Annotated in this window: 18 protein-coding genes and 1 tRNA gene; 10 read left to right on the forward strand and 9 right to left on the reverse strand. The window is 44.6% G+C overall.

Annotation, left to right across the window (positions count from 1 at the left end; translation table 11 throughout):
- The first annotated feature begins 8 nt into the window (after positions 1–8).
- The 4 genes from CWO27_RS09480 (at position 9) to CWO27_RS09495 (ending at position 6,510) form a co-directional block, all read left to right on the forward strand.
- Positions 9–1,817 carry an AMP-dependent synthetase/ligase gene (locus CWO27_RS09480; RefSeq protein WP_102433152.1) on the forward strand — a complete coding sequence of 603 codons (1,809 nt, stop codon included), beginning with the start codon at positions 9–11 and terminating at the stop codon, positions 1,815–1,817.
- Positions 1,818–2,277: 460 nt separating this feature from the next.
- Positions 2,278–4,017 (forward strand): acetolactate synthase 3 large subunit, encoded by a 1,740-nt coding sequence (locus CWO27_RS09485; protein ID WP_048657996.1) that lies wholly within the window; start codon positions 2,278–2,280, stop codon positions 4,015–4,017.
- Position 4,018: 1 nt separating this feature from the next.
- Positions 4,019–4,513: an acetolactate synthase small subunit gene (gene ilvN / locus CWO27_RS09490; RefSeq protein ID WP_008219984.1), complete on the forward strand. Its 495-nt coding sequence runs from the start codon at positions 4,019–4,021 to the stop codon at positions 4,511–4,513.
- Between the two features lie 113 nt (positions 4,514–4,626).
- Positions 4,627–6,510: a sensor domain-containing diguanylate cyclase gene (locus CWO27_RS09495; RefSeq protein ID WP_102433153.1), complete on the forward strand. Its 1,884-nt coding sequence runs from the start codon at positions 4,627–4,629 to the stop codon at positions 6,508–6,510.
- 574 nt (positions 6,511–7,084) lie between these two features.
- On the opposite strand, the gene CWO27_RS09505 is transcribed toward CWO27_RS09495, so the two are convergent.
- The gene (locus CWO27_RS09505; RefSeq protein ID WP_019826885.1) at positions 7,085–7,756 is read right to left on the reverse strand and encodes a GntR family transcriptional regulator; all 672 of its coding nucleotides are present in this window, start codon (positions 7,754–7,756) and stop codon (positions 7,085–7,087) included.
- Between the two features lie 176 nt (positions 7,757–7,932).
- Positions 7,933–9,345, reverse strand: a complete 1,413-nt coding sequence (gene pykF / locus CWO27_RS09510) for a pyruvate kinase PykF (protein WP_017061403.1) — start codon at positions 9,343–9,345, stop codon at positions 7,933–7,935.
- Positions 9,346–9,774: 429 nt separating this feature from the next.
- Between pykF and CWO27_RS09515 the strand changes: the two genes are divergently transcribed.
- The gene (locus CWO27_RS09515; RefSeq protein ID WP_107898907.1) at positions 9,775–10,545 is read left to right on the forward strand and encodes a DeoR/GlpR family DNA-binding transcription regulator; all 771 of its coding nucleotides are present in this window, start codon (positions 9,775–9,777) and stop codon (positions 10,543–10,545) included.
- Positions 10,546–10,650: 105 nt separating this feature from the next.
- Complete coding sequence (gene glmS / locus CWO27_RS09520) at positions 10,651–12,483, forward strand: glutamine--fructose-6-phosphate transaminase (isomerizing) (protein ID WP_107898908.1); 1,833 nt, start codon at positions 10,651–10,653, stop codon at positions 12,481–12,483.
- An 85-nt stretch (positions 12,484–12,568) separates the two neighbouring features.
- Here the strand turns inward: glmS and CWO27_RS09525 are convergent, their stop codons facing one another.
- The 6 genes from CWO27_RS09525 to rpsU form a co-directional block, all read right to left on the reverse strand.
- On the reverse strand, positions 12,569–13,837 hold the full coding sequence (locus CWO27_RS09525) for an O-acetylhomoserine aminocarboxypropyltransferase/cysteine synthase family protein (protein ID WP_048657999.1): 1,269 nt from the start codon (positions 13,835–13,837) through the stop codon (positions 12,569–12,571).
- A gap of 204 nt (positions 13,838–14,041) precedes the next feature.
- A tRNA-Ile gene (locus tag CWO27_RS09530) sits at positions 14,042–14,117 on the reverse strand.
- Between the two features lie 163 nt (positions 14,118–14,280).
- Positions 14,281–16,125 carry an RNA polymerase sigma factor RpoD gene (rpoD, locus tag CWO27_RS09535; RefSeq protein WP_048614894.1) on the reverse strand — a complete coding sequence of 615 codons (1,845 nt, stop codon included), beginning with the start codon at positions 16,123–16,125 and terminating at the stop codon, positions 14,281–14,283.
- A 99-nt stretch (positions 16,126–16,224) separates the two neighbouring features.
- The gene (gene dnaG / locus CWO27_RS09540; protein WP_017062923.1) at positions 16,225–17,976 is read right to left on the reverse strand and encodes a DNA primase; all 1,752 of its coding nucleotides are present in this window, start codon (positions 17,974–17,976) and stop codon (positions 16,225–16,227) included.
- 119 nt (positions 17,977–18,095) lie between these two features.
- A complete protein-coding gene (locus CWO27_RS09545) occupies positions 18,096–18,539 on the reverse strand; it encodes a GatB/YqeY domain-containing protein (RefSeq protein WP_017061409.1) in 444 nt (147 codons plus the stop codon).
- 25 nt (positions 18,540–18,564) lie between these two features.
- Positions 18,565–18,780, reverse strand: a complete 216-nt coding sequence (gene rpsU, locus CWO27_RS09550) for a 30S ribosomal protein S21 (RefSeq protein ID WP_004396009.1) — start codon at positions 18,778–18,780, stop codon at positions 18,565–18,567.
- A gap of 258 nt (positions 18,781–19,038) precedes the next feature.
- Between rpsU and tsaD the strand changes: the two genes are divergently transcribed.
- Both tsaD and CWO27_RS09560 read left to right on the forward strand, forming a co-directional pair.
- Positions 19,039–20,055, forward strand: coding sequence for a tRNA (adenosine(37)-N6)-threonylcarbamoyltransferase complex transferase subunit TsaD (gene tsaD, locus CWO27_RS09555; protein ID WP_017061410.1), 1,017 nt, complete (start codon positions 19,039–19,041; stop codon positions 20,053–20,055).
- A 106-nt stretch (positions 20,056–20,161) separates the two neighbouring features.
- A complete protein-coding gene (locus CWO27_RS09560; protein WP_102478469.1) occupies positions 20,162–20,977 on the forward strand; it encodes an alpha/beta fold hydrolase in 816 nt (271 codons plus the stop codon).
- A gap of 43 nt (positions 20,978–21,020) precedes the next feature.
- Here the strand turns inward: CWO27_RS09560 and plsY are convergent, their stop codons facing one another.
- The gene (plsY, locus tag CWO27_RS09565) at positions 21,021–21,617 is read right to left on the reverse strand and encodes a glycerol-3-phosphate 1-O-acyltransferase PlsY (protein ID WP_009847793.1); all 597 of its coding nucleotides are present in this window, start codon (positions 21,615–21,617) and stop codon (positions 21,021–21,023) included.
- Between the two features lie 138 nt (positions 21,618–21,755).
- Between plsY and folB the strand changes: the two genes are divergently transcribed.
- Together folB and folK are read left to right on the forward strand one after the other, a co-directional pair.
- Positions 21,756–22,115 carry a dihydroneopterin aldolase gene (gene folB / locus CWO27_RS09570; RefSeq protein WP_055319014.1) on the forward strand — a complete coding sequence of 120 codons (360 nt, stop codon included), beginning with the start codon at positions 21,756–21,758 and terminating at the stop codon, positions 22,113–22,115.
- Positions 22,112–22,594: a 2-amino-4-hydroxy-6-hydroxymethyldihydropteridine diphosphokinase gene (gene folK, locus CWO27_RS09575; protein ID WP_048662646.1), complete on the forward strand. Its 483-nt coding sequence runs from the start codon at positions 22,112–22,114 to the stop codon at positions 22,592–22,594. Before folB ends, folK begins: the two co-directional genes overlap by 4 nt.
- The last annotated feature ends 10 nt before the right edge of the window (positions 22,595–22,604 follow it).

A 22,604-nucleotide genomic window follows, 5' to 3' on the forward strand; every position in this document is an offset into this window, starting at 1 on the left:
GTAAAGAGATGGCCAATTTAGATTTTCATATCGTAAAAAGACTTCGTGACCAAATTGCCCAAGGCGGCAACCGTACAGCTTTGAAGCACAAAGTAGACAATGTATGGCAAGGCATTAGCTGGGAACAGTTTGGACAACAAATCGATACGCTTTCATTAGCACTGTTGGCTCAAGGACTGAGAGTTCAGGATAAGATCGGTATCTATTCGAACAATATGCCTCAATGGACCGTGGCAGATTTTGCATCTTTACAAGCACGTCTTGTGACTGTGCCGATTTATCCAACCAACACAGCAGCGCAGTCGTCTTACATCATCCAAAATGCAGATGTGAAGATCTTATTCGTTGGTGAGCAAGTTCAATTCGATGCGGCAGTTAGCCTGTTTGAAGAGTGCGAGCAGCTAGAAGTTGTTGTAGCTATGTCTGATGACATCGACCTGCAAGGACACAGCTTTGCCGTATCTTGGAATGACTTCATGGCGCGTGGCGTTGAAGCACAACAAGCAGAACTTGACGCGCGTCTTACTGATGCAAGCATGGATGACTTACTGACTCTTATTTATACCTCTGGTACTACAGGTCAGCCAAAAGGCGTAATGCTTGATTACACTAATATTGGTTACCAGTTAGAAGGCCACGATGAGCGTCTTAGCCTAAGTAAAGACGATGTCTCATTGTGTTTCCTACCTCTGTCACACGTATTTGAGCGTGCTTGGACGTTCTACGTTCTCTATAAAGGCGCAACCAACTGCTACCTGCAAGATACGATGCAAGTGCGTGATGCGCTAAGCGATGTGAAACCTACCGTAATGTGTGCGGTTCCACGCTTCTACGAGAAGATCTTCTCAGCTATTCACGAGAAGGTATCTAAAGCGCCGTTTATCCGTAAAGTGCTATTTACTTGGGCGGTGAACATGGGAGCGAAGCTTTCAGTTTGTCACCAGGAAGGCCGTACTCCATCGTTAATGCTGAAGAAGAGCCATGCACTAGCCGATAAGCTTGTGCTGTCTAAACTGCGAGCTTTGCTAGGTGGTAACATCAACTTCATGCCATGTGGTGGCGCGAAGCTAGATGAGACGATTGGTCGCTTCTTCCATGCTATCGGTATCAACGTAAAACTTGGCTATGGCATGACAGAAACTACAGCAACAGTATCTTGCTGGGATGACCGCTGTTTTAATCCTGATTCGATTGGTATGTCGATGCCGGGTGCAGAAGTGAAGATTGGTGCGAAGGATGAAATTCTTGTTCGTGGTCCAATGGTGATGCGTGGCTATTACAAGATGCCAGAAGAGACGGCTAAGACGTTTGACGAGCACGGCTTCCTGAAAACTGGTGATGCGGGTCATTTTGATGAAAATGGTAACCTGTTCATTACTGATCGTATCAAAGAGTTGATGAAAACCTCTGGTGGTAAGTACATTGCACCGCAAGTGGTTGAAGGCGCGATTGGTAAAGATCACTTTATCGAACAGATTGCTGTTATTGCTGATACACGCAAATTCGTTTCTGCGCTGATTGTACCTTGTTATGACTCGCTAGAAGAGTACGCCAAAGAGCTTAATATCAAGTATCACGATCGCGTTGAGCTTGTTAAGCATCACCAAATCGTTGAGATGCTAGAAAAGCGTGTAAATGACTTACAGCAAGAGCTGGCTAAGTTTGAGCAAGTGAAGAAATTCAAACTGCTACCGAAAGCATTTTCGATGGATGATGGTGAACTGACACCAACTCAGAAACTGCGTCGTAAAGTTATCAACGATAAGTATCAAGACGAAATCGAAGAAATGTACAACGAAAAGCCTAAAGATAAGTAGTTTTCTGCTTAGATAAATTTTCAGTTGTTTAAAAATCCCCCTACGAATGTGATTGCATTTTTAGGGGGATTTTTTGTATCTAATGACACAGCACTATGTGCGAAAGCGCACACCAACAGGCTCGCTGTTTATCGATAAATAGCGTTCTATCGAAATATTAAGTGCTTTTTTTTGCCCGCGTACTAGTTTTTAAAACTAGTTGTTAAGGTTGGTTTGGGTTTTATTTGATGCTTTGAGCTAATAGTTGGTTTTTTGGCACAGTTGCCGAATAACAGGTGTTAGACCAGATGATAATAAAGCGTTAAAGTTGTTTCGTATTACTGTTTGTTGTTATCACGACAGACAGCCATAGCCGAAAAAGTGGAAGTATTTCGAATTAGGCTACGAATAAGCCCTAGACTATGAAAAACCAGCCCAACATGTTCACCAAATATGATTGGAAACTGGTGAGGAGAGCAATATGACAACAAAACCTGAAACAGCAATGTTATCCGGCGCTGAGATGGTGGTGCAGTCTCTAATTGAAGAGGGTGTAGAACAAATCTTTGGTTACCCAGGTGGTTCTGTACTTGATATCTACGATGCGCTGCATGCTAAAACTAATGAAATTAAACACGTATTAGTACGACACGAACAAGCCGCTACCCACATGGCAGATGGCTACACTCGTTCTACCGGTAAACCGGGTGTAGTACTTGTGTGTTCTGGTCCAGGTGCGACCAATACCGTTACTGGTATTGCAACAGCCTACATGGACTCAATCCCAATGATTGTTATTTCTGGTAACGTACCAAATAACCTTATTGGTAACGACGCCTTCCAAGAGTGTGACATCGTGGGTGTATCCCGCCCGATCGTTAAACACAGCTTCTTAGTTAAGAAAGCGGAAGATATCCCTGAAGTCGTTAAAAAAGCATTCTATATTTCAACGACAGGACGTCCTGGTCCTGTGGTTATTGATCTGCCAAAAGATATCTTAAACCCACAAATCAAACTTCCTTATGAATACCCAGAAACGATCAAAATGCGTTCGTATAACCCAACGGTTACGGGTCATAAAGGTCAAATCAAAAAGGCACTAAAAGCCCTTCTTGAAGCGAAGAAGCCGGTACTTTATGTCGGTGGTGGTGCGGTTATTTCTGAGGCAGATAAGCCGCTGTTAAAATTAGCAGAGGCACTGAATTTACCCGTGGTAAGTACCCTAATGGGGCTTGGTGCTTTCCCTGGCACCCATAAGAACTCTTTGGGCATGTTGGGTATGCATGGTTTGTATGAAGCCAATATGGCGATGCACAATGCGGACTTGATCTTTGGTATTGGCGTGCGTTTCGATGACCGAACAACCAATAACCTAGATAAGTACTGTCCTGATGCGAAGATCATGCACATTGATATCGACCCATCTTCGATCTCTAAGAACGTAAAAGTGGATCTACCGATTGTAGGTTCTGCTGAAAAAGTTCTAGAGAGTATGGTCAACCTGCTGGTTGAGCAAGGCGGCACCAATGATGTAGAAGCAATGGAAAGCTGGTGGAGTGAAATCAAGGTGTGGCAAGATCGTGATTGCCTAGCTTATGAAAAATCTTCAGAGTGCATCAAACCACAACAAGTTATTGAAACACTTCATAAAGTAACTAATGGTGATGCTTACGTAGCTTCGGATGTAGGTCAGCACCAAATGTTTGCAGCATTGTACTACCCGTTTAACAAGCCACGTCGTTGGATTAACTCTGGTGGTCTAGGCACGATGGGCTTTGGTCTGCCTGCTGGTATGGGCGTTAAGTTTGCAAAACCAGACGAAGAAGTGGTTGTAGTAACCGGTGACGGCAGTATTCAAATGAATATCCAAGAGCTGTCGACTGCGCTGCAATACAATATTCCCGTTAAGATTATTAACCTTAACAACCGTTTCCTGGGCATGGTAAAACAGTGGCAAGACATTGTTTATCAAGGTCGTTACTCTAACTCATATATGGACTCTGTTCCTGATTTTGCTGCTATTGCTGAGGCTTATGGCCACGTTGGTATGCGTATTTCATCTCCGGATGAACTGGAATCAGGTTTGGAAAAAGCACTAGCGATGAAAGACCGTTTGGTATTTGTCGATATTAGTGTGGATGACACCGAGCACGTATACCCAATGCAAATCAAAGGCGAGGGTATGGATAACATGTGGCTAAGCAAAACGGAGAGAACATAATATGAGACACATTATTTCACTACTAATGGAAAACCAACCTGGTGCGCTTTCTCGTGTAGTTGGCTTGTTTTCTCAGCGTGGCTACAACATCGAGTCTTTGAACGTATCGCCAACCGATGATCCGACGCTGTCTCGTCTTAATGTAACCACTAACTCGAGCGAAATGCAGCTTGAGCAGATCCAGAAACAGCTGCATAAGCTAATCGACGTACTAAAAGTGCAAGAGGTCTCTGAGCTTGAACACATCGAGCGTGAGCTGTTGATGGTTAAAGTTCGCGCGAGCGGCTTTGCTCGCGCAGAAGTGAAGCGCACAGCAGATATCTTCCGTGGTCAGATTGTTGATGTAACGGCTTCGCAATATACGGTTCAAATGGCGGGTACGAGCGAGAAACTGGATGCATTCATTCAGGCGCTGTCTGAAGTAACAGAAGTGCTTGAAGTGGCTCGAAGTGGTGTTGTTGGTATCGCACGAGGCGAACGTGCGTTGAAAGCCTAGACGATAAGTCTTTAAAAAATATATTTAAAGCCGCTTTTTTAAGCGGCTTTAATTTTGTTAATTTTTTAGAGTGCTATAATCCCGCGCTGCACTTCCATTCATCTGAGTTAGCAATGAGAAATAAAAAATCAATAATTACATTGCTGATTATCTCTATCATATTGTCTTCTGCAGTATGCCTGTATTATTTGCAGCGTTACAAAGAAGTAAAACAGCAGAGCTTTGACTACTCAGCTAAGCAAGCTGTCCATCAACTAGTGTATGCCAAGCGAGATTATGATCTTCTCAAGACTCAGTTAGTCTCGGTAATGGAGCTACTCAGTCATAGCCAGAGCTTGGTTAACTTTGCTTCTTCTCCCTCAGACCAAACCAAAGATCTACTTGAGGAGGTCTGGCAATCTGTTCTTGTGAATCAGAAGTGGTATACACAAATTCACCTATTAGATATCACAGGTAAAGAGCTGGTGCGCGTTAACTATTCTTCTGATACCGGTAGGGTGACGTTACCCCAGCAACTGCAAGATAGGTCGGATTCTAACTACTTCCAATACGCTCAAAAACTAGAAGCCGAACAGATTGGCGGCTGGGGGATTGAGCTTGAAACGGAGCATGGTGAAGTCACCTTTCCTTATTCGCCAGTAATCCGTGTATTTACCCCGGTAGAAACCCCTGACAAAAGAGTGGGCTATCTAGTCATTAATCTCGATGTATGGGGCTTATCGTCGCGTCTTAGCTTTTCACCTGATAACGACCTTAGAGCTGAAGTTATCAATGAAGCGGGTTATTTCATCGCGAGTAACAACAGCGATAAGTTGTTCGGAGACGCTATTCCTGAAAGAAAGAGTTACAACCTGAAAAATATCGCGCCAAAGACGTGGAATGCGATCTCCAATGAGCAGGTGGGGTACGTTTTTGAAGGTGACAACTTGTTTGCCTTTAACACGGTTATGCTTGCGAACAGTCAAAAGGTCCATTTGCTGATTCAACTTAATCAGAAGCAACTGATGGAGCGGGCTGAGCGTGACCTGAATGATTTGGCCTACGAAGAGATCATTGTTTTGATTACGGTGCTGATTTTCGCCTTCCCGTTTGCTTACTTGGTGACGCACTATCGACGCCGAAGCCTTGAGAGTAAATTGGCGCGCGCCGCATTGAATGGCATGTCGGCAGTGATGATCTCTGACAAGCAGCACCGCACAATGATGACCAACAACGAATTTGAAAACATGACAGGGTACTGCAAAAAACAAGTTATCGGTCAGAATGCCCTGCAGTTGTTGCTTGAGAATACCGACCAAGTACTCTCAAGTTCGGCTATCTGGAGTCATTTAGAGCAAGAAGAAGTATGGGAAGGGGAAGTTCAGTGTAAGAACAAACTGCGTATTCCTTTTACAGCGATCATGCGAGTGCATGTGGTCAAAAACAATTCGGGTAAAGTCAGCTACTACATCACCTCGTTGGTGGATATTTCCGTGAGGAAGGAGCTTGAAGTACGTTTGAGGATCTTAAGTGAACGTGACTCTTTGAGTAACCTTTGGAATAGACGAAAGTTCGAAGAGCAGCTCGCGTATTATTCTCGTCTGGTAGAGCGTTACCCCAATGAATCGACGACTTGCTTAGCTTTAGTCGATATCGATAACTTCAAGCGAATCAACGACGAACTTGGTCATGACGAAGGCGACCGGGTGATAGCAAGTGTCGCTAAGCTTCTGCAAGATAGCCTTCGCGGGACTGACTTTGTTGCACGTGTCGGAGGAGAAGAGTTTGCACTGTTGATGCCACACACCTCACTATCGGAAGCAAAGCGCGTATTGGATCGCTTGCGAATCGAGATTGAACTGGCAGCCGGAACTAAGGTCACGGTGAGTGTTGGCTTTACTGATTTAACAAGTAACAGTACTCGCTCATACAAGTGTGCCGATGTTGCGCTTTACGAATCTAAATCGTCTGGTCGTAATACGGTCTCTATGTGTCCTAGCTACGATGATGTCGCTTAGCTTAGCTTTAATCCTTTCTTCTCTTTGCTTCACCTCTTCAAGCTGGCCCCGACTCACTTTATCTCTCCCCCTTTTTCTAGGAATCTCACTTTTGAGCGACCTATGTCACAAAATCTATACAGTTAGACTAAAGTCTAATGCCGGTGAAAATTTGAGCTAAAATGAACAATAAGTAAACTACTTTGCTTCAGATTACATCGTGTTAAACGATGTAATAAATAGAGTGTTTACCAGATGTAAAAGGATGACACCGTTAACTTAATTCAACTGATTAGCTAGCTTTTTCAATGATTTGAGAGGCAGCAGTAGAATTAGGTTAGCTGGAGCAAGAGTTTGGGGATCATACAGTCTGGTTAAAAGAGGCGTGGTATGTTTGTCGATTTTTTAGTGAGGTTAACCATAGGCACATTAGCCATTCTTGGCTTTCAGCTGAGTGCATTGTATTTTTTACCTATGGTTGTGCTGCTCAATACTCATCACAAAGAGTTTTTTGGGTGGTAGTTCAGTCGTGATACTGAAACAAAAAACGGAGCCGTTGGGCTCCGTTTTTATTTAGTTAGAATCTATCTTGGCATTATGCTGCTTCGATAACTTCTTCAATTCGTTTCATTGAACCTAGCAGGTGTTGATCAAGCAGTTCAGTCGCTTGTTCTACATTCTTAGACAGTACTAGTTTCATGATCATTTCGTGTTCATCAATATTGAACAGATCATCTGATGCGCTTTCTGCAGACATAGCGAGGAAGCGGTAACGTTTTACTTGGTTGATCAGGTCATCAAAGAACTTAAACATGTTTTCTGAATCAGCGCCTTCAAGTAACGCAACGTGGAATTGTTGGTGACGCTCTTCCCATTCAACACAATCAAACTCTTCAGATACGTACTGTACTCGTGACAGTTTATGGTAAGACGTTAGTACATCCAGCTCCCAGCTCTCATCACCCGCTGAAATCGCCTTTTTTAGTAGAACAGAAGAGACAACACGAAGGCTTTCGTATAGGTCATTCAATTCTTTCTTTGATACAGGAGATACCCAGCAGCCTTTCTGTGGCTCTAGTTTTACGTATTTGCTCCAAGATAACTGTACCAAGGCTTCGCGAATAGGAGATGCGCCAACGTTGTAGCGTGCTTTTAGATCAGCAACAACGAGCTTTTGACCTGGGGTTAACTCACCATTAAGAATATCTTGGCGAATCATCTTTGATACTTTGTCAGTGAGCGTAGGACTAGACATTACAAACCTCATCTATATATGATTTCTAGTCTGCTAATCCGTCTCTTAGAAAGAGCCAATTGGAAGTTAACAGTACGTAGTTCTATTGTGATTGATAATACAGCGTACTGAAAAGTTAGGCAAGATTTTGTTTCATAAAAAAAGAGGGCCGAAGCCCTCTTTTATATTTTATGCGAATCGGTTCATTCTTATAGAACGTGAACAGATGCCGTATTTGTAGTACCAGAAGCTACTAGAGCACCAGAAACCATAACTACGATGTCGCCTTTGTTACCTAGGCCAGATTGTAGAGCGATTTCTTTACCGTTGATGTAGAACGCGTCTGTGTTCTCGATAGAGTCAACAAGAACAGGCTTAACACCTTTAGTAAGAACTAGCTGTGCAGCTGTCTTTTCGTTAGTTGTTAGAGCAAGGATGTTTGCAGTTGGGAAGTACTTACGTACTGAACGTGCAGACTTACCGCCTTCAGTTGCAACAACGATTAGAGGAGCAGCTAGCTTCTCTGCTGTGTCTACAGCGCCTTTACATACTGCTTCAGTGATGCGTAGACGTGGGCTGTCTAGACGAGAACCTAGCTCAGCTTTAAGAGCTGAATCAGTACGGTTCGCGATTTGAGCCATGATAGTAACAGCTTCAACTGGGTACTTACCTTTAGCAGTTTCACCAGAAAGCATTACTGCATCAGTACCATCCATAATTGCGTTCGCAACGTCACCCGCTTCAGCACGAGTTGGACGTGGGTTGCTGATCATAGAGTCAAGCATTTGAGTTGCTGTGATAACCATCTTACGTGCGCGGTTACACTTCTCGATCATCATCTTCTGAGCGAAGATTACTTCTTCAGCTGGGATTTCAACACCTAGGTCACCACGAGCAACCATGATGCCGTCAGAAGCTTCAAGGATTGAATCGAAGTTATCAACACCTTCTTGGTTTTCAATCTTAGAAATGATGTGGATGTTCTCGCCGCCGTTAGCGTTTAGAAGCTCACGGATTTCTTTAACGTCTTCTTCTTTACGGATGAAAGAAGCAGCAACGAAATCAACGCCTTGCTCACAACCAAACTTAAGGTCAGCTTTGTCTTTCTCAGAAAGAGCAGGAAGTTGAACAGAAACGCCAGGAAGGTTAACACCTTTGTTTTCGCCTAGAGCACCGTTGTTAAGAACTTTACACTTAACTTCAGTTTCTGTTGTTGCGATAACTTCCATTTCGATTAGGCCGTCATCAACAAGGATAGTGTTACCCGCTGTTAGGTCTTTAGCGAAACCTAGGTAAGTTACTGCTACTACGTCTTTGTTACCAACAACTGTTGCGTCAGTTGTGAAAGTGAACTCTTGACCAGCTACTAGATCTACGTCGTTACCATCTTCAAGTTTGATAGTACGGATTTCTGGACCTTTAGTATCTAGAAGGATAGCAAGTTGCTCACCTTTGTTTTCCATTACTTTACGGAAGTTCGCGATACGAGTGCCGTGCTCTGCGAAATCACCGTGAGAGAAGTTAAGACGCATAACGTTCATGCCAGCATCTACTAGTTCAGTTAGCTTCTCTACAGATTCAGTTTTAGGGCCAATCGTACATACGATTTTGGTCTTTTTCATGGAAGGTACTCTCCGGTAAGTATTGTTACAATTTGAAATTTATTTAAGTTCTGAAGATTGGTCCGCTACATCAACATTTTGTGCCTGTTGTGTAAAAGCGCGGGACTTCCAATATGTCCTTCAGAGTTGTAAGTCTTTCATCAGTTTTAGTCATTTTATGACCAAAATAATTTGATTCAATATCGGTTTTCTGTGACTTACCCCACTATATAGGCGGTAAGTTGCAAAAAAATAACAGTCAGTTTTGTAATTTTTTTTCTTTTCGGGTGCGGATTCTACCACCTAATGAGTTCAATATCACTGCTTAACAATTGTCTTAGGACAAGGTTTTATCGCTATTTATTAATTTTTTGGATCAAAATAAATGGACTAAATAGTTTCGTTGTAACTATAATATGTTTCATATCGAAACTTAGTGGCCTTTTTTAAATGTCGAAACGAAACACCCAGCTCAGAAGACATGCAATTTCTAACCTAGTGAATGAAAAAGGGGAGGTTAGTGTTGATGAATTATCCGCTAAGTTCGAAACCTCAGAGGTCACTATTAGAAAGGACTTGGCGTCTTTAGAGAAAAACGGTCAGCTTTTACGCCGTTATGGTGGTGCGATTTCGTTACCGAAAGAGGTTGTCAACGAAGAACTGGGTCAACAAGTTTCGACTCGAAAGGTTTCATTGGCAAAAGCCGCTGCAGATTTAATTCGCGACCATAACCGCATCGTGATCGATAGTGGCAGTACTACCGGTGCCCTAATTCAGCAGCTAAATGCTAAGCGTGGCTTGGTTGTGATGACCAACTCATTGCACGTCGCTAATGCTCTTAATGAGCTTGAAAGCGAGCCGACGTTATTAATGACTGGCGGCACTTGGGATACCCATTCGGACTCTTTCCAAGGCAAAGTCGCAGAGTCGGTGCTCCGCGCTTACGATTTTGACCAACTATTTATCGGGGCAGATGGTATCGACCTTGATAGAGGCACAACTACGTTTAACGAACTGGTTGGCCTGAGCAAAGTAATGGCTGAAGTGTCACGAGAAGTGATCGTGATGGTTGAGTCGGAAAAAGTGGGACGAAAGATCCCGAACTTAGAGCTGGCATGGGAACACATTGACATCTTAATTACCGATACAGACTTGGGCGAAGAATCTAAAGCAAGTATCGAATCACATGATGTTCGCGTGATCCTGACTGATCTAGCGTAAAAACAAATTAAAATATTATGCATTTACCTTCCTATAATTGATCTTAATAAAGATATGGCCTTTGCTTGCTGCCAATAGGAATAAAAAAATTGATGGAGTGAAACTATGTGTGGAATTGTTGGTGCAGTAGCACAGCGTGATGTAGCTGAAATTTTAGTAGAAGGCCTTCGTCGCCTAGAATACCGTGGCTACGATTCAGCAGGTGTCGCTGTCGTCGATACTGAATCTAACCTAACTCGTGTGCGCCGCCTTGGTAAAGTACAAGAGCTAGCAGACGCAGTCGATCAGCAACATGTGATTGGCGGTACTGGTATCGCTCATACACGTTGGGCGACGCATGGTGAACCATCTGAAGCGAATGCACACCCGCACATGTCTGGTGATATCGCCGTTGTACACAATGGCATTATCGAAAACCACGAAGCACTGCGCGCTATGCTACAAGAGCGTGGTTACGTATTTACTTCACAAACGGATACAGAAGTTATTGCTCACTTAGTTGAGTGGGAACTTCGCACTTCAGCTTCTTTGGTTGAAGCGCTACAGAAAACAGCAAAACAATTAGACGGTGCGTACGGCACGGTTGTGGTTGATCGCAAAGATCCTAGCCGCATTGTTGTTGCTCGTTCTGGTAGCCCTATCGTTATTGGTTTTGGTGTGGGTGAGAACTTCCTTGCATCAGACCAACTTGCACTGCTAAGCGTAACTCGTCGCTTCATGTACCTAGAAGAAGGTGATGTTGCAGAGGTTACTCGTCGTGATGTAACGGTATTTGATGTAGCGGGTGAGCGTGTAGAGCGTGAAATCGTAGAATCAAACGCAGAACACGATGCTGGTGACAAAGGTCAATACCGTCACTTCATGCAGAAAGAGATCTTCGAACAGCCAACCGCGCTGATCAACACAATGGAAGGTCGTATTTCAGATACGTCTGTGATCACTAATGCTATCGGCGTTAAAGCTGAAGAGATTCTAAGCAAGGTTGAACACGTGCAGATCATCGCATGTGGTACGTCTTACAACTCAGGTATGGCTGCTCGCTACTGGTTTGAATCTCTAGCTGGCGTAAGCTGTGACGTAGAGATCGCCTCTGAGTTCCGTTACCGTGATTTCGTTGTTCGCCCGAACAGCCTTTTAGTGACTCTGTCTCAGTCTGGTGAAACGGCTGATACGCTTGCTGCACTTCGTCTTGCAAAAGAGAAGGGTTACATGTCAGCAATGACCATCTGTAACGTAGCAGGTTCTTCGCTTGTTCGTGAGTCTGATTTTGCCTTTATGACTCGCGCAGGAACGGAGATCGGTGTTGCTTCTACTAAAGCCTTCACAACACAGCTAGCGGCTATGCTGATGATGGTAACGTCAATTGGTCGTCTACAAGGTCGTATCAATGAAGAGAAAGAAGCGGAAATCGTTCAAGCACTTCACCAACTGCCTGCTGATATCGAGAAAGCATTAGCGTTTGATAAAGAGATCGAAGCACTGGCACCTGATTTTGCTGATAAGCACCATACACTGTTCTTGGGTCGTGGTGAGTTCTACCCAATCGCGATGGAAGCATCTCTTAAACTGAAAGAGATCTCTTACATCCACGCAGAAGCATACGCTGCTGGTGAGCTTAAGCACGGTCCTTTGGCTCTTATCGATGCAGATATGCCAGTTGTGGTTATTGCACCAAGTAACGACTTGCTAGAGAAGCTGAAATCAAATGTTGAAGAAGTCCGTGCTCGTGGCGGTCTGCTGTATGTATTTGCAGATGAAGCTGCTGGTTTCGAAAGCGATGAGAACATGAAGATCATCAAGATGCCTCATGTAAGTGAAGTAACTGCATCTATCTACTACACAGTACCAATGCAGCTGCTGTCTTACCATGTTGCGTTGATCAAAGGTACCGACGTTGACCAACCTCGTAACCTAGCGAAAGCTGTAACGGTTGAGTAATCGACAGCTTATCTAAGAAATAGATAATAAGAAGCCCATCCTGTGATGGGCTTTTTTATGTCTGTTACTTAAAGCTGTAGCGTCATTAAGCGCTAAGTGCTTGCTCTAGGTCAGCCAAGATATCGTCAATGTGCTCGATACCTACTGAGAGGCGAATCATCTCTGGTGATACACCGGCTTGCTTTTGTTCTGCTTCGCTTAGCTGACGGTGTGTTGTAGAAGCAGGGTGGCAAGCCAGAGACTTGGCATCACCAATGTTCACTAGGCGCTTGAAGATTTGTAGCGCGTCGTAGAAGCGGACACCAGCTTCATAACCGTCCTTCAAGCCAAAAGATAGAATAGCCGATGGCTTACCCTGCATGTATTTTTCAGCAAGCGGGTAGAATTCTGAGCTAGGCAGACCAGCGTAGCTTACCCAACTGACTTTTTCGTGTTGGCTGAGGTATTCTGCCACTTTCAATGCATTCTCTGTGTGTCGCTCCATACGTAACGACAATGTCTCCAAGCCTTGCATCAACATGAAAGCATTCATTGGCGACAGTGCTGCACCTGTATTACGTAGGGGAACCGTTCTAGCTCGACCAATAAACGCAGCCTCACCAAATGCCTCGGTATAAACCACGCCATGATAAGAAGGCTCTGGCTGATTAAAAACAGGGAAGCGCTCTTTGTGCTCTGCCCATGGGAATTTTCCTGAATCGACAATCACGCCACCTAACGTTGTACCGTGACCACCCACGTATTTGGTTAGTGAGTGCACCACGATGTCAGCACCAAAATCGATAGGTTTACACAGCACAGGCGTCGCGACTGTGTTATCAACAATCACAGGCACTCCTTGTGCGTGGGCAAGTTCTGCAACACGTTCTAAGTCGATGATATTACCAGCAGGGTTACCAATACTTTCACAGTAAACCGCCTTGGTTTTTTCATCGATCAGTGCCGCTAAGCTTTCTGGTTTGTCGTCTTTAGCAAAACGAACTTCAATTCCTTGGTTTGGCAACATGTGAGCAAATAGGGTGTAAGTACCACCGTAAAGCTGAGGCGTTGAGACAATGTTGTCACCGATTTGCGCCAACGTCTGAATCGCGTAGTTGATCGCAGCACTGCCCGCACTTACCACTAAGCCTGCAATCCCCCCTTCTAAGGCTGCCATGCGTTTTTCTAACACATCATTGGTTGGATTCATTATCCGTGTGTAGATATTACCTGGCACCGCAAGGTTAAACAGGTCGGCGCCATGTTGTGCGTCATCGAATTCGTAAGCGACGGTTTGGTAAATAGGTGTGGCAACCGATTTGGTTGTTGGATCAGTTTCGTAGCCGAAGTGAATCGAGAGTGTTTCGTCTTTCATGTTTCTTCCCTGAACTATTGAATGATTTGTGTACACTCATATTGCCGATTTTTTTATAAAAGAAAAGTATGTTTAGTCACAGAGAGGCAATTGGAATTGTGTGCGGGATGATTCGTTATTGGTTAGGAAATGCAGGGCGTAAGTTGTACAGATTTAGAAAAGCAAAAAGCCAGAGCAGCATGAACTGTTCTGGCTTTTCTAATTTGGTGGCCCCTCCCAGATTTGAACTGGGGACCGAACGATTATGAGTCGTGCGCTCTAACCACTGAGCTAAGGGGCCGTAGGGCATAGATTATAGGGGAAGCGTTCAATGGTGTCTAGACACTATAAGGGGCAATTCCGCTTACATCTTAGCCACTTAAATCACACAGATAAAAAAAAGGTGAGCCAACGCTCACCTTTTCTTATTTATGCTTAAAAGCTAACCACACTTGAGTGTGCGATTACTCGTCTAGGAAGCTACGCAGAGTTTCTGAGCGGCTTGGGTGACGAAGTTTACGCAGTGCTTTTGCTTCGATCTGACGGATACGTTCACGAGTTACGTCGAACTGTTTACCAACCTCTTCAAGAGTGTGGTCAGTATTCATGTCGATACCGAAACGCATACGCAGTACTTTAGCTTCACGAGGTGTTAGGCCTGCAAGAACGTCTTTAGTTGCACCGCGTAGGCTGGTTGCCGTTGCAGAGTCTAGAGGTAGTTCTAGCGTTGTATCCTCGATGAAATCACCTAGGTGCGAATCTTCGTCGTCACCGATTGGTGTCTCCATTGAGATTGGCTCTTTAGCGATTTTCAGTACTTTACGGATCTTGTCTTCAGGCATTTGCATGCGTTCAGCCAGTTCTTCCGGAAGTGGTTCACGACCCATCTCTTGTAGCATTTGACGAGAGATACGGTTTAGTTTGTTGATCGTTTCGATCATGTGAACCGGAATACGGATAGTACGAGCTTGGTCGGCAATCGAACGAGTGATTGCTTGACGGATCCACCAAGTAGCGTAAGTAGAGAACTTGTAACCACGACGGTATTCAAACTTATCTACCGCTTTCATCAGACCGATGTTACCTTCTTGGATTAGATCCAGGAATTGTAGACCACGGTTTGTGTACTTCTTAGCAATCGAGATTACTAGACGTAAGTTCGCTTCAACCATCTCTTTCTTCGCACGACGAGCTTTCGCTTCACCGATAGACATGCGACGGCTGATATCTTTGATGCTTTGAACAGTAAGAGACGTTTCACGTTCGATCATATCCAGTTTTTGGATAGAGCGACGGATGTCGTGCTCGTTACGTTTAATCTTTTCTGCGTATGGCTTGTCTGAAGCAAGAACTTCATCCAACCATGCTTCGCTAGATTCGTTGCCAGTAAATAGAGCAATGAAAGATTTCTTCGGCATTTTGCCGTACTCAACCGTTTGACGCATGATTAGGCGTTCTTGAGTACGTACACGATCCATAGAGTTACGCAGTTCGTTTACTAGGTAATCAAACTGTTTTGGTGTTAGACGGAACTCTTTGAATACGTCTTGCATCATTGTCGTTGCAAGCATTGCTTTCGGGCTTTCATGGCCGTACTCGTTGATCGCTAGTTGACGATTCTGGTAGCTAGTACGAAGTGCTGTGAACTTCTCAAGAGCAAGTTCAGGATCGATACCTGTATCTTCTTCTTCCTCTTCCTCGTCGTCTTCTGCGTCTTCTTTGTCTTCGTCTTCCAGATCAGTTTCAGCAAGTTCTGAACCGATGTGAGTCGCCGTTGGCGCAGCTGTACCATCGTCGTCTGGGTCAACAAAGCCATTGATTAGGTCTGTTAAGCGAATCTCTTCTGCTTGTACGCGGTCAAACTGTTCCAAGATGTATGGAATAGTGCCTGGGTACTCAGCAACCGATAGTTGAACTGTATTGATACCATCTTCAATACGCTTCGCAATGTCGATTTCGCCTTCACGAGTCAGTAGTTCAACTGTACCCATTTCACGCATGTACATACGAACTGGGTCAGTAGTACGGCCAATCTCGCTTTCTACGCTTGAAAGCGCAGCAGCTGCAGCTTCGGCTGCATCTTCATCTATATTGGCATCGTCATCATTAAGTGCTAGATCATCAGCATCAGGTGCAGTTTCAACTACCTTGATACCCATGTCGTTAATCATTTGAATGATGTCTTCTACCTGTTCAGAATCCACGATTTCTGCAGGTAGGTGGTCGTTTACTTCGGCGTAGGTCAGATAGCCTTGTTCCTTGCCTTTAATAACAAGTAATTTAAGCTGTGACTGCGGATTTTGATCCATAGATGATATCCAACTTCAGGTCTGGTGAAGGACGTTGCATTCTCAAATGCAAACCAATTATGTTAACAAATTTATTAAATGCTGACTAATCAAACAGGGTTACGCTTTTAGATCTAGCATTAAAGCTAGTAGCTCCCTTTTTTCTTCGGCTGATAAACCGACGCTTCTTGCTTTGGCCTGCAGGTTTTCAATTTGTTTTTCAACGCACTGGGCAAGTATATTGTCCAATGAGTCTAAAAATATGTCTTCTTGATTGTCTTCGTCGAGGGGGATTTCCCAGCTCGCGAGACGAGACAGAAGAGCCTCATGTTTATTGTGTCGCCAATGCTCTAATAATTGGCCTGTGTTGATATGGGGATGCGCATGGCATTTATCAAGTACTTCGACGAATAAACTTAGTCCAGGCAGCTGTAAGCCTTTGACACTTGATAAATCCGGTACCATATCAGCATAGCTCGGATTTTGGATAAGCAAAGCGATAACTTCACGCATTGGAGTGCGTTTCAGCTCTTTATGCGGTTGAGGTGTCGGGTTCTGTGTATGAACACGCGCTCGTCTTAATTGGTTATCAAATCCAGTGCGCTCATCGAGCAGTTTTTCGAGCAACTCTTGGAAGTAACTGTCAGGGATTTTGTTAATCAATGCGCTAGCGTGTGCGCGCAGTGCCGATTTCCCTTCGGTTGTTCCCAAGTTTAACTTGTGTATTTCAATCAGGTTATCGAACAAATAGGTCGAAAGCGGTGTCGCATTTTGAACAAGCTGTTCGAAAGCGGCTTTGCCGTGTTCTCTTATATAGCTGTCTGGGTCTTCACCGTCGGGCAAGAATAGAAACTTGAGTGTGTTACCGGTTTTCAGGTACTCAAGGGCATTTTCTAGTGCGCGCCACGCGGCTTCTTTACCTGCTCGGTCACCATCGTAACAACAAACCACTGTGCTGGTTTGGCGGAACAGCATTTGAACGTGGTCACCGGTTGTCGATGTGCCCAGTGATGCTACTGAGTAATCAACACCATATTGCGCTAATGCCACGACATCCATGTAACCTTCAACCACAAGTATTTGCGGCGGTTCACGGTAGGCTTGCAGCACTTCATAAAGGCCGTAAAGCTCTTTACCTTTATGGAAGATAGGCGTTTCTGGTGAGTTGAGATATTTTGGAGTACCGTCTTCTAATACACGACCACCAAAACCAATCACACGGCCACGACGATCGCGAATCGGGAACATTACGCGTCCACGGAATCGGTCGTATCGGTTACCTTTATCGTTCTCAATTAACATGCCGCCAGTTACGAGCATGTCTTGGGCTTCTTTCTGTTGGCCAAAGTTCTTACGAACTAAGTCCCACTCATCGGCCACATAACCAATGCCAAACTTCTGGACGATCTCGCCCGAAAGGCCACGATTCTTTAGGTAATCAATCGCAGGTTTGTTGGCTGATATTTTCAGTTGAGAGCGGTAAAAATTACTGATACCGCCCATCAAATCGTAGAGGTTACGTTTTTGTTCGCTGTTGGCTCTTGGTGCTGTTGATATCTCGCCGCTGCGTTGCTCTCTAGGAACATCGAGGCCTAAGAAAGAGGCAAGCTCTTCAATCGCTTCAACAAAATCGAGACGTTCGAACTCCATAATGAAGTCGATAGCATTACCGTGTACGCCACAACCAAAGCAGTGATAAAACTGTTTTTCTTGGCTTACGCTAAAAGAAGGGGTCTTTTCGTTGTGGAATGGGCAACAAGCACCATAGTTTTTGCCTTTTTTCTTAAGTTTCACGCGTGCGTCCACTATGTCGACAATGTCGAGACGCGCTAGGAGATCATCAATGAAACTACGCGGGATGTGTCCTGCCATAAAACCTTAGAAAAATGCACTAACTGAGAGTGTGGATAATAATAGTTTGAATAGGTTACAGATACAAACAAGCCGTGCGTTCCGAAGGATTGCACGGCTTGTTGCAATTTGATTTGGGATTAAGCGAGTTTAGAACGAACTAAACCACTAACTTTACCCATATCTGCACGCCCTTGAATTTGTGGTTTCAAGATAGCCATTACTTTACCCATGTCTTGCATGCCCGCTGGTTGAGCTTCGGCGATTGCGCTATCAAGTAGTGCAATAACTTCTTCATCACTTAGCGGTTGAGGCATAAAGCCTTCAAGTACCGTAATTTCTGCTTTTTCCACGTCAGCAAGATCTTGACGATTTGCTGATTCATATTGAGCAACAGAATCGCGACGTTGCTTAACCATTTTAACTAATACAGCAAGAATGTCGTCGTCGTTCAGAGTGATCCGTTCGTCAACTTCACGTTGCTTAATTGCTGAAAGAGCTAAGCGGATAGTGCCAAGGCGCGGTTTGTCCTTGGCTTTCATCGCTAATTTTTGCTCTTCTTTGAGTTGTTCAATAAGAGCCATAACTCAGTCCTTATGGATTAAGTTATTAGTACAGGCGAACGCGACGTGCGTTTTCGCGAGCTAGCTTTTTAGCGTGACGCTTTTGAGCTGCTGCTTTAGCGCGTTTGCGAACTGTAGTTGGCTTTTCGTAGTGCTCGCGACGGCGAACTTCAGAAAGGATACCTGCTTTTTCACAAGAGCGCTTGAAACGACGTAGTGCAACGTCGAACGGTTCGTTTTCACGTACTTTAACTATTGGCATATGCCTTTCACCTCAGGGGTTATTCATTATCGCTGGCTACTCAGTACCAAATCAGAGAAGTTACCCATCGAGCTAACTCTCTATTTGCGTTTGGCCATTAACCAGCTTGATCAAAAATGGTGCGGAATTTTAATCCGATCACAGTGGCTTTGTAAAGCACTTTGTCGATTATAGTCTGTACAATATTTGTTTGAAGAGCTTAGGCAGGGTAATATTGCGCTAATTTCCCATTTTAGACGAAAGCGTGCCGAGAAAATTATGCGCATTATTGGTATTGAAACCTCTTGTGATGAAACAGGAATCGCGATTTATGATGATGAGCAAGGGCTGCTTTCTCATCAATTATATAGCCAAGTAAAGCTGCACGCCGATTACGGTGGTGTGGTACCTGAGCTAGCTTCACGTGACCACGTGAAAAAAACAATTCCTCTTATTAAAGCGGCATTAGCTGAAGCGAACCTAACGTCGAAAGACATTGATGGTGTGGCTTACACGGCTGGCCCTGGTTTAGTGGGTGCACTGCTGGTTGGTGCAACGATTGGTCGCAGTATTGCTTATGCGTGGGGAGTGCCTGCAGTGCCTGTTCACCATATGGAAGGTCACCTTCTTGCGCCAATGCTAGAAGATAACCCACCACCATTCCCATTTGTGGCTCTGCTGGTTTCTGGCGGCCATACCATGATGGTAGAAGTGAAAGGTATTGGTGAATACCGAATCCTTGGTGAATCGATTGATGATGCAGCGGGTGAAGCGTTTGATAAAACCGCGAAACTGATGGGCTTAGATTACCCTGGTGGTCCACTGTTATCTCGTTTGGCGGAAAAAGGCACTCCGGGTCGTTTTAAGTTCCCGCGTCCAATGACCGATCGTCCGGGTCTAGATATGAGCTTTTCTGGTTTGAAGACGTTCGCAGCGAATACCATTCGCGATAACGATAATGATGACCAAACTCGCGCTGATATCGCTTATGCATTCCAAGAAGCTGTTTGTGCAACCTTAGTAATCAAGTGTAAGCGAGCCTTGGTTGAAACGGGCATGAAACGTATAGTGATTGCTGGCGGTGTAAGTGCCAACAAACAACTGCGTGTTGAGCTTGAAGCTCTTGCTAAGAAAGTCGGTGGTGAGGTGTACTACCCACGCACAGAATTCTGTACAGATAATGGTGCGATGATCGCTTATGCGGGTATGCAGCGCTTGAAGAATGGCGAAACGGCTGATTTGTCTGTTCATGCCACTCCGCGTTGGCCTATTGACCAGCTAGAGCCAATTGCGTAATTGAATATAGTGTTTCGATAAACGGTCGCCTTGTGCGGCCGTTTTTATATCTTAGCTTACCGACTGTATGTCGATAAATAATTGCTGATAGAGATTAGGGAAGAAGATGAACAAGTTCACAGTAGACAATCAATTGATGGCGTACCTAGATGAAGGTCAAGGCCCTGTTGTTGTATTAGGCCACAGCTACCTTTGGGATAGTGCAATGTGGAAGCCACAGATTGAGGCGTTGAAAACTCAGTACCGTTGTATTGTGCCTGAGCTTTGGTCTCATGGTGAATCTCAAGCTGCACCAGCTTCGATGCGTAACTTGAAAGATTACGCTCAGCACGTTTTGGCTCTGCTTGATCATTTAGAGATCGATGAATTCTCAGTGGTAGGTTTATCGGTTGGCGGTATGTGGGGAACGGAGCTTGCGGAGTTAGCACCTGCTCGAGTCAAGTCATTGGTATTAATGGATACCTTTGTGGGTTTAGAGCCAGAAGTTGCACACGCTAAATACTTCCACATGTTAGACACCATCACTCAAACTAAGATGGTTCCTCAACCGATTGTTGAAGCTGTGGTTCCACTGTTCTTCGCAAACGATGCTCAAACCCACACGCCAGCTTTAGTGGAAGGTTTTACTCAGCAGTTATCTGAACTTAAGGGTGATAAAGCGGAAGAAGTGGCGCGCATCGGTCGAATGGTCTTTGGACGTCGTGATATGATCGAATCAGTAGAGAACTTCGCGCTACCTGTGTTGATTGCGGTAGGACAAGAAGACAAACCACGTCCGGTACTTGAGTCATACCTAATGCACGATTGCATTACGGGCAGTGAATTAGTGGTAATTCCTAGCGCAGGTCATATTAGCTCGTTAGAGCAACCAGAGTTTGTGAACACAATGTTGAAGACGTTTTTAGATAAACATCTGCTGTAAGCTTTAAATACTGAATACTATGGTTCGGCTTAGACGTGACAGTTTAAGCCGATTTTTTTTGTCCGAGTTTTGGTTCGCTGCCATCGAGTAGGCGGCGGATATTCTGGTGGTGACGTAACACGATCAAACAGCACAGCATGGCTACTGGCAATGTGTATTGAGGTTTGACTAACCAAGCGTAGAAAGGGGCAAGTAGCACAGTAACCAGTGCCGCTAAAGAAGAGTAACGAAACAAAAACGCCACAACTAACCAAGTCGCCATGATCATACCGGTTAGATCGAATCCTATTGGGGCGATAGCTCCGAGTGCGGTTGCGACGCCTTTACCACCTTTAAAGTGGAAGAAGATCGGATACATATGGCCAAGACACGCCGCAATCGCCACAACGCCTAAAATGATTGGGTCGATCTTGAGGTAGTAGCCAAGCCAGACGGGGATGGTGCCTTTCAGCATGTCGCACAGGAGGACTGCTGCAGCTGCGCCTTTACCGCCAACGCGCAGTACATTAGTGGCACCAGGGTTATTGGAGCCCACCGTTCTTGGATCAGGAAGCCTTAAGACTCGGCATATCAAGACCGCACTAGAGATTGAACCTAGCAAATAGGCTGCAATGATCATGATTAGTGCCAATGGGGTCATGTCTTTCCTTAAACGGTTATAAGCCTAACGATGGGAAAATAATGCTCAATCCAAGAGTAATTGATATCATATCTCGAATTACGCAAATAATACGTTTTTTTCCCCAATATGGGTATCCGACCTCTAAAAGGACAAGTCATGGCACTGGATAAAGTTTTCATTGAACAGCTAGAAGTAATTACAACGATCGGTGTTTACGATTGGGAACAAGAGATTAAACAAAAACTTGTGCTTGATATTGAAATGGCTCATGACAACCGCCCTGCAGGTAAGAGTGATGATGTGGTTGATGCTTTGGATTACTCGACTGTGAGTACTGCCGTGCTTGACCACATTGCGAATGGCCGATTCCTGCTAGTGGAGCGTGTGGCTGAAGAAGTCGCTGAATTGATCATGACTCAATTCTCTGTGCCTTGGATCAAAATCCGCTTGGCTAAACCGGGCGCAGTACCACAAGCAAAAGCTGTTGGCGTGATCATCGAACGAGGCCGAGCATGACAGTAGCCTATGTTGGTGTTGGCACGAACATAGACCGCGACAAGCATGCAAGGGTGGCATGGACAGAGCTTCAATCGTTAGGGACTAACCTTAAATGCTCTAAAATCTATCACTGTGAGCCCGTGGGCTTTAATAGCCATCCGTTTTATAACTTTGTGATAGAGCTCGACACGTCACTCTCATTGACTGAATTTTCACAGCAGCTGCGTAAAATTGAGTTTAAATGGGGTCGCTCTCAAGATGCGCACAAACTTCAAGATCGAAAACTCGATCTTGATATTGTGCTGTTTGGAGAGGTGGTTTCTGAGCGCGAACCAGAATTACCACGCAGTGATATCTACAAATATCCTTTTGTAACACAACCTCTTTATGATCTTTGTCCTGCGAGAGTGATCCCGCAAGACGGAAGAACCGTCAGTGAAATATGGCAGAAGATGCAGCAATTAGACTCGCTCTCTGTCGTAGATATAAAACTATAATTTTTAAGGT

The sequence above is a fragment of the Vibrio sp. 10N.286.51.C3 genome (assembly GCF_003050065.1).
Classification (GTDB): Bacteria; Pseudomonadota; Gammaproteobacteria; order Enterobacterales; family Vibrionaceae; genus Vibrio; species Vibrio crassostreae.

Bases quoted from the DNA above. Each gene is read 5' to 3' on its own strand.
- tsaD (WP_017061410.1), top strand. From the start codon at position 19,039: ATGCGCATTATTGGTATTGAAACCTCTTGTGATGAAACAGGAATCGCG.
- CWO27_RS09560 (WP_102478469.1), top strand. From the start codon at position 20,162: ATGAACAAGTTCACAGTAGACAATCAATTGATGGCGTACCTAGATGAA.
- CWO27_RS09525 (WP_048657999.1), bottom strand. From the start codon at position 13,837: ATGAAAGACGAAACACTCTCGATTCACTTCGGCTACGAAACTGATCCA.
- CWO27_RS09515 (WP_107898907.1), top strand. From the start codon at position 9,775: ATGTCGAAACGAAACACCCAGCTCAGAAGACATGCAATTTCTAACCTA.
- CWO27_RS09505 (WP_019826885.1), bottom strand. From the start codon at position 7,756: ATGAGGTTTGTAATGTCTAGTCCTACGCTCACTGACAAAGTATCAAAG.
- dnaG (WP_017062923.1), bottom strand. From the start codon at position 17,976: ATGGCAGGACACATCCCGCGTAGTTTCATTGATGATCTCCTAGCGCGT.
- rpsU (WP_004396009.1), bottom strand. From the start codon at position 18,780: ATGCCAATAGTTAAAGTACGTGAAAACGAACCGTTCGACGTTGCACTA.
- CWO27_RS09545 (WP_017061409.1), bottom strand. From the start codon at position 18,539: ATGGCTCTTATTGAACAACTCAAAGAAGAGCAAAAATTAGCGATGAAA.
- folK (WP_048662646.1), top strand. From the start codon at position 22,112: ATGACAGTAGCCTATGTTGGTGTTGGCACGAACATAGACCGCGACAAG.
- ilvN (WP_008219984.1), top strand. From the start codon at position 4,019: ATGAGACACATTATTTCACTACTAATGGAAAACCAACCTGGTGCGCTT.
- CWO27_RS09495 (WP_102433153.1), top strand. From the start codon at position 4,627: ATGAGAAATAAAAAATCAATAATTACATTGCTGATTATCTCTATCATA.
- folB (WP_055319014.1), top strand. From the start codon at position 21,756: ATGGCACTGGATAAAGTTTTCATTGAACAGCTAGAAGTAATTACAACG.
- pykF (WP_017061403.1), bottom strand. From the start codon at position 9,345: ATGAAAAAGACCAAAATCGTATGTACGATTGGCCCTAAAACTGAATCT.
- CWO27_RS09480 (WP_102433152.1), top strand. From the start codon at position 9: ATGGCCAATTTAGATTTTCATATCGTAAAAAGACTTCGTGACCAAATT.
- plsY (WP_009847793.1), bottom strand. From the start codon at position 21,617: ATGACCCCATTGGCACTAATCATGATCATTGCAGCCTATTTGCTAGGT.
- glmS (WP_107898908.1), top strand. From the start codon at position 10,651: ATGTGTGGAATTGTTGGTGCAGTAGCACAGCGTGATGTAGCTGAAATT.
- CWO27_RS09485 (WP_048657996.1), top strand. From the start codon at position 2,278: ATGACAACAAAACCTGAAACAGCAATGTTATCCGGCGCTGAGATGGTG.
- rpoD (WP_048614894.1), bottom strand. From the start codon at position 16,125: ATGGATCAAAATCCGCAGTCACAGCTTAAATTACTTGTTATTAAAGGC.